This window comes from Paraburkholderia sp. BL17N1 (assembly GCF_003634175.1).
Lineage (GTDB): Bacteria > Pseudomonadota > Gammaproteobacteria > Burkholderiales > Burkholderiaceae > Paraburkholderia.
On record NZ_RBIW01000001.1, the window covers coordinates 1,657,421 to 1,671,960 of the forward strand.

Annotated in this window: 10 protein-coding genes; 4 read left to right on the forward strand and 6 right to left on the reverse strand. The window is 62.1% G+C overall.

What is annotated here, in order from left to right:
* Positions 1 to 386: 386 nt before the first annotated feature.
* The 3 genes from argC to B0G82_RS07290 form a co-directional block, all read right to left on the reverse strand.
* On the reverse strand, positions 387 to 1,334 hold the full coding sequence (argC, locus tag B0G82_RS07280) for an N-acetyl-gamma-glutamyl-phosphate reductase (RefSeq protein ID WP_121308636.1): 948 nt from the start codon (positions 1,332 to 1,334) through the stop codon (positions 387 to 389).
* 184 nt (positions 1,335 to 1,518) lie between these two features.
* Entirely contained in the window at positions 1,519 to 2,091 is a 573-nt protein-coding gene (locus tag B0G82_RS07285) for a flavodoxin family protein (RefSeq protein ID WP_116143809.1), read from the reverse strand.
* Positions 2,092 to 2,305: 214 nt separating this feature from the next.
* Positions 2,306 to 2,908, reverse strand: coding sequence for a YbhB/YbcL family Raf kinase inhibitor-like protein (locus B0G82_RS07290; protein ID WP_121307060.1), 603 nt, complete (start codon positions 2,906 to 2,908; stop codon positions 2,306 to 2,308).
* A gap of 265 nt (positions 2,909 to 3,173) precedes the next feature.
* On the opposite strand from B0G82_RS07290, the gene B0G82_RS07295 reads away from it, so the two are divergent.
* Positions 3,174 to 3,863: a response regulator gene (locus B0G82_RS07295; RefSeq protein ID WP_106286050.1), complete on the forward strand. Its 690-nt coding sequence runs from the start codon at positions 3,174 to 3,176 to the stop codon at positions 3,861 to 3,863.
* 92 nt (positions 3,864 to 3,955) lie between these two features.
* On the opposite strand, the gene B0G82_RS07300 is transcribed toward B0G82_RS07295, so the two are convergent.
* Positions 3,956 to 4,642, reverse strand: coding sequence for an orotate phosphoribosyltransferase (locus B0G82_RS07300; RefSeq protein ID WP_007179868.1), 687 nt, complete (start codon positions 4,640 to 4,642; stop codon positions 3,956 to 3,958).
* Between the two features lie 375 nt (positions 4,643 to 5,017).
* Here B0G82_RS07300 and B0G82_RS07305 point away from each other — a divergent pair, with 375 nt between their 5' ends.
* A complete protein-coding gene (locus B0G82_RS07305) occupies positions 5,018 to 6,250 on the forward strand; it encodes an MFS transporter (protein ID WP_121307061.1) in 1,233 nt (410 codons plus the stop codon).
* A gap of 313 nt (positions 6,251 to 6,563) precedes the next feature.
* Entirely contained in the window at positions 6,564 to 8,846 is a 2,283-nt protein-coding gene (locus B0G82_RS07310) for an NADP-dependent malic enzyme (protein ID WP_106286048.1), read from the forward strand.
* 214 nt (positions 8,847 to 9,060) lie between these two features.
* On the opposite strand, the gene B0G82_RS07315 is transcribed toward B0G82_RS07310, so the two are convergent.
* On the reverse strand, positions 9,061 to 12,660 hold the full coding sequence (locus B0G82_RS07315) for an indolepyruvate ferredoxin oxidoreductase family protein (RefSeq protein WP_121307062.1): 3,600 nt from the start codon (positions 12,658 to 12,660) through the stop codon (positions 9,061 to 9,063).
* Between the two features lie 358 nt (positions 12,661 to 13,018).
* On the opposite strand from B0G82_RS07315, the gene B0G82_RS07320 reads away from it, so the two are divergent.
* Positions 13,019 to 13,219: a hypothetical protein gene (locus B0G82_RS07320; RefSeq protein ID WP_106286046.1), complete on the forward strand. Its 201-nt coding sequence runs from the start codon at positions 13,019 to 13,021 to the stop codon at positions 13,217 to 13,219.
* Positions 13,220 to 13,390: 171 nt separating this feature from the next.
* On the opposite strand, the gene hppD is transcribed toward B0G82_RS07320, so the two are convergent.
* Positions 13,391 to 14,488, reverse strand: a complete 1,098-nt coding sequence (hppD, locus tag B0G82_RS07325; RefSeq protein ID WP_121307063.1) for a 4-hydroxyphenylpyruvate dioxygenase — start codon at positions 14,486 to 14,488, stop codon at positions 13,391 to 13,393.
* Between the last annotated feature and the right edge of the window lie 52 nt (positions 14,489 to 14,540).

A 14,540-nucleotide genomic window follows, 5' to 3' on the forward strand; every position in this document is an offset into this window, starting at 1 on the left:
TGGGGCACGCGCACCGCGTGGACGTCTGCGGGTCTTTTAAACGGAAAAGGATTTTTGGCCTGAATGGCGGCAACGTTGTTTCGTCGCACTCCCTTTCCAGGTAAGGCTTCGGGCAAAATGGCTCTATCATCTGCGAACGACCGTTCGCGAAAAAATCCGGAGTTTCCCTAGGCGGAAAACTATGCGCCCTGCGTCGATATTCGGAATGAATTACCGGCGAATTGTTGGATAGTCCGATTTTTATTTTTTAAGAAATACGGGCTAGTACTGATTAATCGCGGAAAGGGGATTTTGAATGGTGCGTATTTAAAACAAAAAGGCCGGTCTGCTGCAGACCGGCCTTTCAATTGATTGACGGCGAATTACCGTCCGCAATTGCAACCTGATTAGCGTTTCAAGCCGCTTTCCTCAGCGGCGCCGATCGCGAGGTTCATGCACTGGATCGCCGCGCCCGACGCGCCCTTGCCCAGATTGTCCAGACGCGCGACGGTCACGAAGCGTTCTTCATTGCCGAATACGAACAGGTCGACCCGGTTCGTATCGTTGTTCGCCTGCACGTCGAAGAAGCCGCTGTCGAGGTTCGCTTCCGCGTCGAACGGTGCGACGTGCACGAACGCCTCGCCCGCGTAGTACTCGGCGAACAGCGCCTGCACGTCCTGCGGCGTGGCTTTCTTCGCCAACTGGTTCGGCGAGAAGAAGGTGGTGACCGCGAGACCCTTATAGAAATCGCCGACGATCGGCGTAAAGATCGGCGCCGACTTCAGGCCGGTATGCGCGGCCATTTCCGGCAGATGCTTGTGCGTGAGACCGAGCGCGTACGGACGCGGGCTCTTGAGCTTGTCGTTGCCGCCGGCTTCGTAGTCGGCAATCATTTTCTTGCCGCCGCCGCTGTAGCCGGTGATCGAGTAAGCGTGCGCAGCGAACTCGGGCGCCACCACGCCGGCCTCGACCAACGGACGCATGGCGAGCACGAAGGCCGAAGCATGGCAGCCCGGCACGGCAATGCGTTTCGCCGTGCGCAGACGCTCGCGTTGCGAGCGGGCTAGTTCGGGCAGGCCGTAAGCCCAGTCGGCGGACGTGCGGAACGCGGTGCTGGCATCGATCAGCACCGTGCGATCGTTCTGGACCAGCGAAGCGGATTCGCGCGAGGCGACATCCGGCAGGCACAGGAACGTGACGTCCGACGCGTTGATGAGACGACGGCGCTCTTCGAGGTCCTTGCGCTTCGCTTCTTCGATACGCAGGATCTTTACGTCGGCGCGTTGCGACAGGTATTCAAAAATCTTCAGTCCGGTCGTGCCTTCCTGTCCGTCGACAAAAACTTTCGTGCTCATCTCGCTCTCACTGGCTTGCTGGAAACGGGGCGCGACACCGCGCCGGAACGTCATTTTATGACGTGATGACGCCGGACGCGCAAAAGGGGTGAAAAAACGACGATGCGCGCCGAACATGACATCGGCGTGACCTGTTGTGCGGTAGATGCAAGCCGATGCCGGCCGGATCGCGGCAGTCCGGGCCTCAGTGGGCCGCGGCGATCCAGCGCGCCGTGACCGCGGCCACGCGTGCGCCGAACATCCGCGCTGTTTCGAGATCGCCGGTGGGCGGCGCTTCTTCTGGCGAAGCGTCGGCCGGTGACTGGGTGAGCAGGCCGGTCGAGCCGCCCACATAGTTCAGGTCGTTGCGAGTCGCCGCCTTGGTGTTGGACGGCATCATGCCGGTGCCTGCCCAGATCATGCCGTGCTGCATGGCCAGCGTGACGAAGTACTGGATCGTCGAGAACTTGTCGCCGTTCATGGTCGCGGAGTTGGTGAAGCCGGCCGCGATCTTGTCCTTCCACGCCTGCTCGAGCCACGGCTTCGAACTTGCATCGGCGAATTTCTTGAAGTCGGCGGAAGGGCCGCCCATGTAGGTCGGCGCGCCGAAGATGATGGCGTCGGCCGCAGCCAGTTCGGCCCACGCTGCATCGTCGATCTCGCCGACCGGCAACAGTTTCGCGTCCGCGCCGGCTTCGAGGGCGCCAGCCAGCACGGACTCGGCGGCTTTCTTCGTGTGGCCGTAGCCGCTGTGATAAACGATGACGATCTTCGACATGAGACGCTCCAGCAAAGTGAAAGAGGATGGGTCGAGCACGGCAGTGGTGCGCACCCGCGGCGGTGCCGCGACGGTGAGCACGCCGCACCCTGCCAGGCCGCACCTTAGCGTGCGCCGATGACTGAATTCCCGCGCGGGCGGCAATACGACGCAAGCCGTACGCCAGCCGCGGCGGCGCAGTTTGCATGCGACCGGCTGCGCCGCGAGGGCGCAATCAGCGCCCGTAATTGACCACCATCCGCGCAAAGCCGAGCGTGGTGGTGCCGATCTCATGATCGAACATCAGCGCGGGACGGCCTTGGGCAAGGCGCAGGTCGACGGTGCTGAGTGCATAAACGGTGATGATGTAGCGATGCGGCTTGCCCGGCGGCGGACAGGGACCGCCATAGCCGTCGGTATCGAAGTCGTTGCGTGCTTCGACCGCGCCGAGTTTGCTGAGGAAGCCGGAAGAACTGGCGTTTTCCGGCAAGCTGTTGACCGTGGCGGGAATGCCCGCCACCGACCAGTGCCACCAGCCGCGGCCCGGCGCATCCTGATCGAACATGGTGATCGCGAAGCCGCGCGTGCCGGGCGGCGCGTCGTGCCACGAAAGCTGCGGTGAGCGGTTGCCGCCTTTGCAGTCGTCCTGATTGAAAACTTGAGCGTCCGCCACGGTGCCGCCCGCGTGGAAGCTCGCGCTGGTCAGCGCAAACGCGCCTTCGGCAAGAGCATGAGGCCCATGCGCAGCCAAAAGTGCGAGGCCCAGCATGGCGCAGGGGAACGACGGCAGACGGCGGAACGGCGAAGCAATCGAAACAACCAGGCAACGCGAGCGCATGTGCCGGTTCTCCTGTGAGGGCGCGAGGCGGTTATCCTCGCGATGGTTATTGTCCCTATTTTGTGCCTCAAGGTCGATCCAAGTCTAACATTAGCTCTACGACGCATCATTGTTGCCGCCTGGTGGAATTTGCAGACCAGAATCGGCTATAGTCGGAGGAATTTTCCGCGCGGAGGCAGCCCGCGCCCTTACCCGTTTCAGCATCTAGAATACATAAGACATGTCGGAAGTTTTGCAGAGTGGTTCATCTGTCGAGGGGAGGGCAATGCAAGATCCAGTCAGGGTTGTGGTCGCTGACGACCATCCGGTTATTTTGTTCGGCGCCGAACAGGCTTTGCTCAAGTTTCCCGGTCTACAGGTCGTCGCGCGTGCGCGGCAGTCAACCGAGTTGATCAAGGTGCTGCAGACCATTGCCTGTGACGTGCTCGTCACGGATCTGGCAATGCCCGGCGGTCAATACGGCGACGGTTTGCCGCTGATCGGCTATCTGCGCCGCAATTTTCCCAAGCTTCCCATCGTCGTCCTGACGATGCTCGAGAACGCTGCGTTGCTCAAGCGGCTGAGCGAACTCGGCGTCACATCCGTCGTCAACAAGTCGGACGATCTCAGCCACATCGGGCTCGCGGTGCAGCACGTCAGCCGCAACCTGGAATATATGAGCCCGTCGGTGAAAGCCTCGCTCGATACATTGCGCATGAATGCGGGTGGCAAGAACGACGAAGTGATGTTGTCGAAACGCGAGCTGGAAGTGGTGCGCCTGTTCGTGTCGGGCATGACGATCAAGGAGATCTCGGAGCACCTTAACCGCAGCATCAAGACCATCAGCACGCAGAAGAACACCGCCATGCGCAAGCTCGGCATCGAACGGGATTCCGAACTGTTCCAGTACGCGCAGAGCAATGGCTTGCTGAACCTGTCGTCGCATTCCACCGAAGACAACAGCGGAGCGTCTTAAGGTCGCACGCGAGGCCTAAGGCAAAAATAGAAAAGGGCGCCTGTCGTTAAGACAGGCGCCCTTTTTATTCGATCCGCGCGAGGCGGCGAAGCTTACTGCGGCGTGGAGGTTGCGCCGCCGTGCGCCGCCGACCACTCAGCCGGTGCGTGCAGGAATTTTTCCACTTCGTCGAGCGTCTTGGTGTCGAAGTACTTGTTTTCCTTCGCGACGCGCAACACGTCCCACCACGTGGCAAGCGCGTGCAGATCGACGTCGATGTCTTTCAGTACGGACACGCTTTCCTTGAAGATGTTGTAGTGGAACAGCACGAAGCAGTGGTTCACCGTGGCGCCGGCGGTGCGCAGCGCGTTGATGAAGTTGATCTTGCTGCGGCTGTCCGTGGTCAGGTCTTCGACCAGCAGCACGCGTTGACCTTCGGTCAGCAGGCCTTCGATCTGCGCGTTACGGCCGAAACCCTTCGGCTTCTTGCGCACGTATTGCATGGGCACCATCAGGCGATCGGACAGCCATGCCGCGAACGGGATGCCGGCGGTTTCGCCGCCGGCGACCGCGTCGATCTGCTCATAGCCGACGTCGCGCAGGATCGTGGTCTCGGCCATTTCCATCAGGCCGCGGCGCACGCGCGGATACGAGATCAGCTTGCGGCAATCGATATAAACCGGGCTCGCCCAGCCGGACGTGAAAATGTACGGTTTCTCCGCGTTGAAGTGCACGGCTTGCACTTCGAGCAGCATTTTGGCGGTCGTGTCGGAGATCGTCTGGCGATCGAAGCCTGTCATGGGCGGATCCTTGGGTGTGAGCGGGGAGAAGCGGGCGCGGGGCCCGGTGGCGCAGCAAGCGTGGTATTCCGCGCCATGCTGGGCGGAATACGCGGCCGGTCAGTGGAGTGCAGGCCGGTTTTTGCTGCGCGCGTAGGCCGACATTTTACCCGAAACAGGCCCTTCCGAGGAGCCTCTCGTGCGTGGCGGCGGCGAATGACGGTCATAACGGACGCCTCGCGCGAGCTTGCCGGGGACCGACGGGCCGCGTTGGGCGCTCGCCTCGACGAGTGCTTTTTGGTTCGCTTGTGGGCCGTTGGGGGCGCCTTTACACTCGCGCGAATTTCTTGGGCGCTTGCCGCCGTTGCCGCCCATTCGACCTACGGAATGCTTTCAATGAACCTTGCTCCCTCCGCCGCCGAAGCCCGCGCATCCGTGAGAAATGGCTATGCCGGCCGGGCGTTGATCGCCTCGGTGCTCGGCTACGCGATGGACGGCTTCGATCTGCTGATCCTCGGCTTCATGCTGCCAGTGATTGCCGCCGATCTGCATCTGAGTTCGGCGCAGGCCGGCTCGCTTGTCACCTGGACGCTGATCGGCGCGGTGGCGGGCGGGTTGATCTTCGGCGTGCTGAGCGACTATTTTGGCCGCGTGCGCATGCTGACTTGGACGATTCTGATCTTTGCCGTGTTCACCGGCTTATGCGCGCTGGCGCAAGGCTATGCCGATCTGCTGGCGTACCGGACCATTGCCGGAATCGGGCTCGGCGGCGAGTTCGGCATCGGTATGACGCTGGTGGCCGAAGCGTGGCCGGCGTCGCAGCGGGCGCGCGTGTCGTCGTATGTCGGCTTGGGGTGGCAACTCGGCGTGTTGGCGGCGGCATTGCTGACGCCGATGCTGTTGCCGGTGATCGGCTGGCGCGGCATGTTTGCGCTCGGTCTGTTGCCGGCGGTGGTGTCGTTCTTCGTGCGGCGCCGCGTCGAAGAACCGGCGCTCTTTACCGAGCGCGTGGCGCGCGGCATGCGCAAGCCGCCGTTGAAATTGCTGGTGGCGGACCGTCGCACCACGCGCGCGAGCATTGGCGTGGCGATTCTCTGTTCGGTCCAGAACTTTGGCTATTACGGTCTGATGATCTGGCTGCCGAGCTATCTGTCCAAAACCTTCGGCTATTCGCTGACCAAATCCGGACTGTGGACCGCCGCGACAATTCTCGGCATGGCGTGCGGCATCTGGCTGTTCGGCATCGCCGCCGACCGCTTCGGCCGCAAGCCGACATTCCTGTTCTATCAGGCGGGCGCGATGGTGATGGTGTTCGTCTACGCTCACCTGAGCACGCCGACGGCGCTACTGATAGGCGGGGCGGCGATGGGCGTGTTCGTCAACGGCATGATCGGCGGTTACGGTGCGCTGATCTCCGAGCTTTATCCGACCGATGCGCGCGCCACTGCGCAGAACGTGCTGTTCAATGCCGGCCGCGCGGTGGGCGGTTTCGGACCGGTGGTGGTGGGCGCCTTGGCCGCGCGCTATTCGTTCGGCGCGGCGCTCGCTTTGCTCGCTTCGATTTACCTGCTCGACATCTTGGCGACACTATTCCTGATTCCCGAACGACGCGGCGCCGAGCTCGAGTGAGTGCGAACGGCCGGTCCATGACCTGCGAATGACAAGCCGCAACGAGGCCGTCGAATGCGGCGCCGCAGCAATGCGTACGCGCTGTTTCGCCGATGGTGAGCATGGTTAACCGGTCAGTGCATCGTCTCGTTCGGGGTGTACACTAACCGACCCGCGAAGCACTCCGCATCGTCCTGTCCTCCGGCGAGGTTCGACGCGGCGCCCAACCGGCGCAAGCGAAAACCGCCTCAATCGATTATCCATTCGATAGATGCACGCGACGCTGACGGTGCGGTGTGCCGGGCCCAATTACTTACGTCTCGCAGGCCAAAAAATGGACGAACAACTTAAGCAAAGCGCTCTCGCATACCACCAGAATCCGAAACCCGGCAAGATTTCGGTCACGCCCACCAAGCCGCTATCGAACCAGCTCGATCTGTCGCTGGCTTACTCGCCGGGCGTCGCCGCGGCCTGTATGGCGATCTACGACGAGCCGCTCGACGCGCAGAAGTACACCTCGCGCGGCAACCTGGTCGGCGTGATCACGAATGGCACCGCCGTGCTCGGCCTCGGCAACATCGGTCCGCTCGCCGCGAAGCCGGTGATGGAAGGCAAGGGTTGCCTGTTCAAGAAGTTCGCGGGCATCGACGTGTTCGACATCGAACTCGCCGAGTCCGATCCGGACAAGCTGGTCGAAGCCATCGCGATGCTGGAGCCCACGCTCGGCGGCATCAACCTCGAAGACATCAAGGCGCCCGAGTGCTTCTACATCGAGAAGAAGCTGCGCGAGCGTATGAAGATTCCGGTCTTCCACGACGATCAGCACGGCACCGCGATCATCGCTTCGGCGGCGATCCTGAACGGCCTGAAAGTGGTGGGCAAGAAGCTCGACGAAGTGAAGCTGGTGTGTTCGGGCGCGGGCGCCGCCGCGATTGCGTGTCTGGACCTGCTGGTGAACCTGGGCCTGTCGAAGAAGAACGTTCTCGTCACCGACTCCAAGGGCGTGATCTACGAAGGCCGCGGCAACCTCGATCCCTCGAAGGAACGTTACGCGGCGAACACCGAGGCACGCACGCTGGCTGACGCGATCCGCGGCGCCGATGTGTTCCTCGGCTGCTCGAGCGCCGGCGTGCTCAAGCCGGAGATGGTCGCCGAAATGGGCACGCAACCGCTCATTCTCGCGCTGGCCAATCCGGAACCGGAGATTCGCCCGGAAGACGCCAAGAAGGTTCGCCCGGACTGCATCATCGCGACCGGCCGTTCGGACTATCCGAACCAGGTCAACAACGTGTTGTGCTTCCCCTTCATCTTCCGCGGCGCGCTGGATGTCGGCGCGACCACGATCACGGAAGAAATGAAGCTCGCCTGCGTGCGCGCGATTGCCGAGCTTGCCGAAGAAACCGATCAGGGCGATGAAGTCGCGAAGGCATACGAAGGCCACTCGCTGGAATTCGGCCCCGAGTATCTGATTCCGAAGCCGTTCGATCCGCGCCTGATCATCAAGATCGCGCCGGCTGTCGCGCAAGCGGCGATGGATTCGGGCGTCGCGACCCGTCCGATCAAGGACATGGACGCGTATCGCGAAGAGCTCGGCACGACGGTGTATCGCACGGGCATGGTGATGCGCCCGGTGTTCGCGGCCGCCAAGTCGGAGCCGGCGCGTATCGTGTTCGCCGAAGGTGAAGACGAGCGCGTGCTGCGCGCCGCGCAATTCGTGCTGCTGGAAAAGATCGCCAAGCCGATTCTGGTCGGCCGTCCGTCGGTGATCGAGATGCGTCTGAAGAAGATGGGCTCGAAGCTCAAGTGCGGCGACGACTTCGAAATCGTCGATCCGGAAGACGATCCGCGCTATCAGAAATCCTGGCAGGCTTATCACGAACTTGGCGCGCGCGAAGGCGTGACGCCGGACGTGGCGAAGGCCGCGATGCGCAAGTTCAACACGCTGATCGGCGCGATCCTCGTGCGCCTTGGCGAAGCGGACGGCATGATCTGCGGCATGATCGGCCAGTACCACGCGCATCTGAAGTTCATCGAGCAGGTGCTGGGCAAGGCGGACAACGTGCAGAACTTCGCCGCGATGAATCTGCTGATGCTGCCGGGCCGCAATCTGTTCATCTGCGATACGTACGTGAACGAAACGCCGACCGCCGAGCAACTTGCCGATATGACGATGCTGGCCGCGGGTGAGATGGAGAAGTTCGGTATCACGCCGAAGGTAGCGCTGCTGTCGAACTCGAACTTCGGCAGCGCACCGTCGTCGTCGTCGCAACGCATGGCGGCGGCTCGCAAGCTGATTACCGAACGCGCGCCCTCGCTCGAGATCGACGGTGAGATGCATGGCGATGCGGCACTGTCGGAAGCGGTGCGCAAGGCTGCGTTCCCGGGCACGACGCTGACCGGCGAAGCCAACCTGTTGATCATGCCGAATGTGGAAGCGGCGAACATCACGTACAACCTGCTGAAGATGATCGGCGGCGAAGGCGTGACGGTCGGTCCGTTCCTGCTGGGCGCGGAAAAGCCGGTGCACATCCTGACGCCGGCTGCGACCGTGCGCCGGATCATCAACATGACGGCAGTGGCTTCGGCCAACGCACGCAAGGCAGTGAACGCGAAGTAATGCGGATGCTTTGAGAATCGGAGCGGCGCCTCTCGTCGAGGCGTCGCGACGAATCTGCGAGAAAGCCACGGATGTCGTTTCCGTGGCTTTTTTATTGGCGCTGTCGTTGCACCAGCTTCACGCGTCACGTTTCACAACACATAAAAAAGGCGACTGTCCGCGAGGACAGCCGCCTTTCTGTTTTCAGACCGGCAAGTCGGTCAAGCCATTACGATCACGCCGCGTGTTGCGTCGTGCCAGCCTCAGGCGAACGCCACCGCGCGAGCAACTCGTTCCATTTGACGCGCACGCCCTTCAGGTTGTTTTCCTTCACGTGACCATAGCCGCGGATGCCGTCCGGCAGATTCGCCAGTTCGATGGCCAACTCGCGATTCTGCGCAGTCAGGCCGGCGATCAGTTCGCGCACCAGCGCTTCATACTCGCCGATCAACGCACGTTCGGTACGACGCTCCTCCGTCTTGCCGAACACATCGAGCGTGGTGCCGCGCAGGAACTTGAAGCGGGCCAGCACGTGCATCGCGCTGAAAACCCACGGGCCGTACTTCTTCTTCACCAGATGACCCTTGGCATCTTTCTTCGAGAACGTCGGCGGCGCGAGGTGAATGTGCAGCTTCCAGTCGCCTTCGAAATTCGCCTTCAACTTTTCGATGAACGCCGGATCGCTGTACAAACGCGCGACTTCGTACTCGTCCTTGTAGGCCATCAGCTTGTGCAGGTTCTTCGCGACTGCTTCGGTCAACGGCAATTGGCCGTCGATAGCATCGAGCGCCGACTCGGCTGCACGCACTTGCGACACCAGCGCGCGATAACGGTCGGCATACGCGCTGTTCTGCCACGCGGTGAGATACTCGGCGCGTTTGTCGATCAGCGTGTCGAGCGCCTTCGGCGTGTGCAGCGAGATGATCTTGCTGCTTGTCGTTTCCGCTGCCGCACCACGTCCTTGCGATTGCGCGAGCTTGCGAACGCCGGCCAGATCGTGCGCGGCACGGCGACCCCATTCGAACGCCGCGCGGTTCTTCTCGACCTGCACGTTGTTCAACTCGATAGCGCGCATCAGCGACTGATACGTGAGCGGCACCCAGCCGCGTTGCCATGCGTAGCCGAGCACGAACGGGTTCGTATAGATCGCGTCGCCGAGCAGCGCGACCGCGAAGTGATTCGCGTCGACCGTATCGACACCGTCGTCGCCCGCGGCGGCGCGCACGTCGGCTTCCGTGCTGCTGCCCGGGAAGCGCCAGTTCGGGTTCTTGATGAGTTCGGCGGTCGGCGTATGCGCGCTGTTCAACACGACGCGCGTGCGGCCGGCCTGCATGCGCGACACGCATTCGTCGCTGGCTGTGACGATCGCATCGCAGCCGATCACGAGACTCGCTTCGCCCATGGCGATACGGGTTGCGTGAATATCGGCCGGATTCTTCGCGATCTGCACGTGGCTCATCACGGCGCCGCCTTTCTGCGCGAGCCCGGTGACGTCGAGCACGGTGACGCCCTTGTTCTCCAGATGCGCGGCCATGCCGAGCAGCGCGCCGATCGTCACGACGCCCGTGCCGCCGACGCCCGTCACCAGCACGCCATACGGCCGCTCCATCGACGGTAATTCGGGTTCCGGCACCGGCGGCATCGCGTCGCCCGCGACACCGGAGGCGGCCTTCGGCTTGCGCAACTGACCGCCTTCAACTGAGACGAAGCTCGGGCAGAAACCGGTCACGCACGAGAAGTCCTTGTTGCAGGTGGACTGATTGATCTGGCGCTTCGTGCCGTACTCGGTATCGAGCGGCTCGACAGACAGGCAGTTCGACTTCACCGAGCAATCGCCGCAGCCTTCGCAGACGGCCTCGTTGATCACGACGCGGCGTGCCGGGTCCGGATACGTGCCGCGTTTCCTGCGGCGGCGTTTCTCCGTCGCGCAAGTCTGGTCGTAGATCAGGATCGTCGTGCCGGACACTTCGCGCAGTTGGCGCTGTACTTCGTCGAGCTTATCGCGGTGATGAATGTCGATGCCCGGCGCGAGGCCGACGTTCGCCGAGTACTTCTCCGGCTCGTCGGTGACGATCACTATTTTCGTCGCGCCTTCGGCGGCGAGTTGGTGCGTGATCTGCGGCACGGTCAGCACGCCGTCGACCGGCTGGCCGCCGGTCATGGCGACCGCGTCGTTATAGAGAATCTTGTAGGTGATGTTGGCCTTCGACGCGATCGCCGCGCGAATCGCCAGCAGGCCGGAGTGGAAGTAGGTGCCGTCGCCGAGATTGGCGAACACGTGCTTGTCGTTGCTGAACGGCGCCTGGCCGATCCACGCCACGCCTTCGCCGCCCATCTGGCTGAACGTGCTGGTGCTGCGGTCCATCCAGACCGTCATGTAATGGCAGCCGATGCCGGCCATCGCGCGCGAGCCTTCCGGCACGTTGGTCGACGTGTTGTGCGGACAGCCCGAGCAGAACCACGGCTTGCGTTCGGCTTCGACGCGCGGGCGCGCCAGCGCTTTTTCCTTGGCTTCGATCACCGCGATACGCGTGGCGATGCGAGCGCGCACGTCCGACGGCAGGTCGAACTTGTCGAGCCGCGTGGCGATTGCCTTGGCGATGATCGCCGGCGAGAGTTCGTAGTGCGCCGGCAGCAGCCAGTTGCCCATCGGCACCGACCATTCGCCGCCCGCACCGTCTTTCTCGTCGAACTTGCCGAACACGCGCGGACGCTGCGCGTCGGGCCAGTTGTACAGTTCTTCCTTGATCGCGTATTCGAGAATCTGGCGCTTTTCTTCGACCACCAGAATTTCGTCGAGGCCGCGCGCGAACGCCTGCGCGCCTTGCGCTTCGAGCGGCCACACGCAGCCGACCTTGTACAGACGGATGCCGATGCGCGAGCAGGTTTCGTCGTCGAGGCCGAGGTCGGTCAGCGCCTGACGCACGTCGAGATACGCCTTGCCGCCGGTCATGATGCCGAAGCGCGCATGCGGCGAATCGATTTCGACGCGGTCGAGCTTGTTGGCCCGCACGTAGGCGAGCGCTGCATACCACTTGTAGTCGAGCAGACGCGCTTCCTGCACGAGCGGCGGATCCGGCCAGCGGATATTCAAGCCGCCCTCCGGCATCGCGAAGTCTTCCGGCAAAATGATCTTTGTGCGATGCGGATCGATGTCGACCGATGCCGACGACTCGACCACATCGGTCACGCATTTCATCGCGACCCACAGACCGGAGTAGCGGCTCATTGCCCAGCCGTGCAGGCCGAAGTCGAGATATTCCTGCACGTTCGACGGGAACAGAACCGGCAGGCCGCACGCCTTGAAAATGTGTTCGGACTGGTGCGCGAGCGTGGACGATTTTGCGGCGTGGTCGTCGCCGGCAAGGACGAGAACGCCGCCGTTGCGCGCCGAACCGGCCGAATTGCCATGCTTGAAGACGTCGCCGGAACGGTCGACACCTGGGCCTTTGCCGTACCACATCGAGAACACGCCGTCGTATTTGGCGCTCGGGTACAGATTGACCTGCTGCGAACCCCAAACGGCGGTGGCCGCGAGGTCCTCGTTGACGCCTGGCTGGAACACGACCTGATGTGCGGCGAGGTGCTGTTTCGCCTTCCACAGGGATTGGTCGAGCCCGCCGAGTGGCGATCCACGGTAACCGGAGATGAAGCCGGCGGTGTTGAGTCCGGCGGTCCGGTCGCGTTCCTGCTGCAACATCGGCAGACGCACCAGCGCCTGGATGCCGCTCATGTACGCGCGGCCGCGTTCGAGGGTGTATTTGTCGTCGAGCGTGACGGAAGATAGCGCGGCTTCGAGCGAGGCTCGCTGACCTGCGTCTAGCGGGGCGTTCATTATGTGTACTCCTCCAACCAGTTTGGGATCACCAAAACTTTTTTGGGCCGCGGCATCTTGTGAATGCGTAGGGCCGGGGCCGTCATATTGACGTGTTTTAAGTGATGGTAGCACTGGTGAAAACCCGCCGCAGCCTAGGAAGAACGAGGCTTCCGCTTTTGTCGCGAATGTCGGCGCGCGGGTTCGCTGTTCGCTCGCGCACCGCTCTCGCGATTGCCTGTAACAAGCTGTAAAAACTACAAATCTGCGGAACCGTGCGCGAAATGCCTGTCTAACCCCCACCTGTGAGCAATGTCCGCGCAACGCTCCGCATTCGGTGGAGCTTCACGACAACAGGGCAGTCAGAAAAGGAGTACGCATGAACACGAGAAACATCCAGACCTTCCTGATGGTTTCGGCAGCATTTTTTGCCATGAGCGCGCCGGTGCGCTCGAATTCGGGCAGTGCAGGGGCGCTGTCGAACGCGGTAACCCGTACGGCGCAGGTCGCGCCCGCACGTATTGCCATGAGCAGCGTCACGCGATCCATCGAGTCCGACGGGGAAGACAAGAATTCGTGATACGCCGCGCATGCGGTGTGTCGGTTGAGTAACCCGCCGTTGTTGCGTCAAGCCATAAAGGTTTCGCTTGAGACAACGGCGCCAACGAAAAGGGCGAAGATCGCGAGATCTTCGCCCTTTTCAATTGGGTCTGCGCATCACGCATCCGCTCTGGTGAAGCGGCGCACGCTGTCAGACTTTGTCTTGCACCACACCACGGCGAATCTGATCCAGTTCGATCGATTCGAACAGTGCCTTGAAGTTGCCCTCGCCGAAGCCCTGATTCCCCTTGCGCTGAATGATCTCGAAGAAGATCGGACCGATCTGGTTTTCGGTGAAAATCTGCAGCAGCAGATCTTCGGGCGCGCCGTCGATCAGGATCTTGCGCTTGCGCAACTCGTCGAGCGGCTCGCCATGATTCGGCACGCGGCGATCGACCAGCTCGTAGTACGTGTCGATCGTGTCGAGCAGCGAGATGTTCGATGCGCGCAAGCCGTCCACCGTGCGGTAAATGTCGTCGCTGCCGAGGGCAATGTGCTGAATGCCTTCGCCGTGGTACGCGTCGAGATATTCCTGAATCTGGCCGGCGGTTTCAGAACCTTCTTCGTTGATCGGGATGCGGATCTTGCCGCACGGCGAGGTCATCGCCTTCGACTTCACGCCCGTCACCTTGCCTTCGATGTCGAAATAACGCACTTCGCGGAAGTTGAACAGACGCTCGTAGAACTCCGCCCATTCCTGCATGCGGCCGCGATGCACGTTGTGTGTCAGGTGGTCGATGTAGGTCAGGCCGTGGCCGACCGGATTCGGGTTCGCGCCCGCAATGGGTTCGAAATCCACGTCGTAAATGTCGATGTTGCCGATGCTGTTCGGCTCGGCGCCGTTCTTGCCGCGCCAACGGTCGACGAAATAGATCAGCGAGTCGCCAATGCCTTTGATCGCCGGAATGTTCAATTCCATCGGGCCGGTCTTGTTGTCGAAGCCCCAGGCGCCTTTTTCCACTGCTTGCTTGTACGCCTTGGCGGCGTCCTGAACCCGGAAAGCGATCGCGCAGATCGAAGGGCCGTGCAAACGCGTGAAGCGTTGCGCGAACGAATCCGGCTCGCCGTTGACAATGAAGTTGATTTCCCCTTGGCGATACAGCGTCACATCTTTATGGCGATGCCGCGCAACGGCGGTGAAGCCCATCTGCTCGAAGAGCTTGCCGAGCGCCTTCGGATCCGGCGCGGTGTATTCGATGAACTCGAAGCCGTCGGTGCCGAGCGGATTTTCCCAGGTTGAAACTTGCATTGTCTGTCTCCTGATGAGCGCGAGCCGAATGAGCCATTGCGCGACTGAATGA

Bases quoted from the DNA above. Each gene is read 5' to 3' on its own strand.
- argC (WP_121308636.1), bottom strand. From the start codon at position 1,334: ATGAGCACGAAAGTTTTTGTCGACGGACAGGAAGGCACGACCGGACTG.
- B0G82_RS07285 (WP_116143809.1), bottom strand. From the start codon at position 2,091: ATGTCGAAGATCGTCATCGTTTATCACAGCGGCTACGGCCACACGAAG.
- B0G82_RS07290 (WP_121307060.1), bottom strand. From the start codon at position 2,908: ATGCGCTCGCGTTGCCTGGTTGTTTCGATTGCTTCGCCGTTCCGCCGT.
- B0G82_RS07295 (WP_106286050.1), top strand. From the start codon at position 3,174: ATGCAAGATCCAGTCAGGGTTGTGGTCGCTGACGACCATCCGGTTATT.
- B0G82_RS07300 (WP_007179868.1), bottom strand. From the start codon at position 4,642: ATGACAGGCTTCGATCGCCAGACGATCTCCGACACGACCGCCAAAATG.
- B0G82_RS07305 (WP_121307061.1), top strand. From the start codon at position 5,018: ATGAACCTTGCTCCCTCCGCCGCCGAAGCCCGCGCATCCGTGAGAAAT.
- B0G82_RS07310 (WP_106286048.1), top strand. From the start codon at position 6,564: ATGGACGAACAACTTAAGCAAAGCGCTCTCGCATACCACCAGAATCCG.
- B0G82_RS07315 (WP_121307062.1), bottom strand. From the start codon at position 12,660: ATGAACGCCCCGCTAGACGCAGGTCAGCGAGCCTCGCTCGAAGCCGCG.
- B0G82_RS07320 (WP_106286046.1), top strand. From the start codon at position 13,019: ATGAACACGAGAAACATCCAGACCTTCCTGATGGTTTCGGCAGCATTT.
- hppD (WP_121307063.1), bottom strand. From the start codon at position 14,488: ATGCAAGTTTCAACCTGGGAAAATCCGCTCGGCACCGACGGCTTCGAG.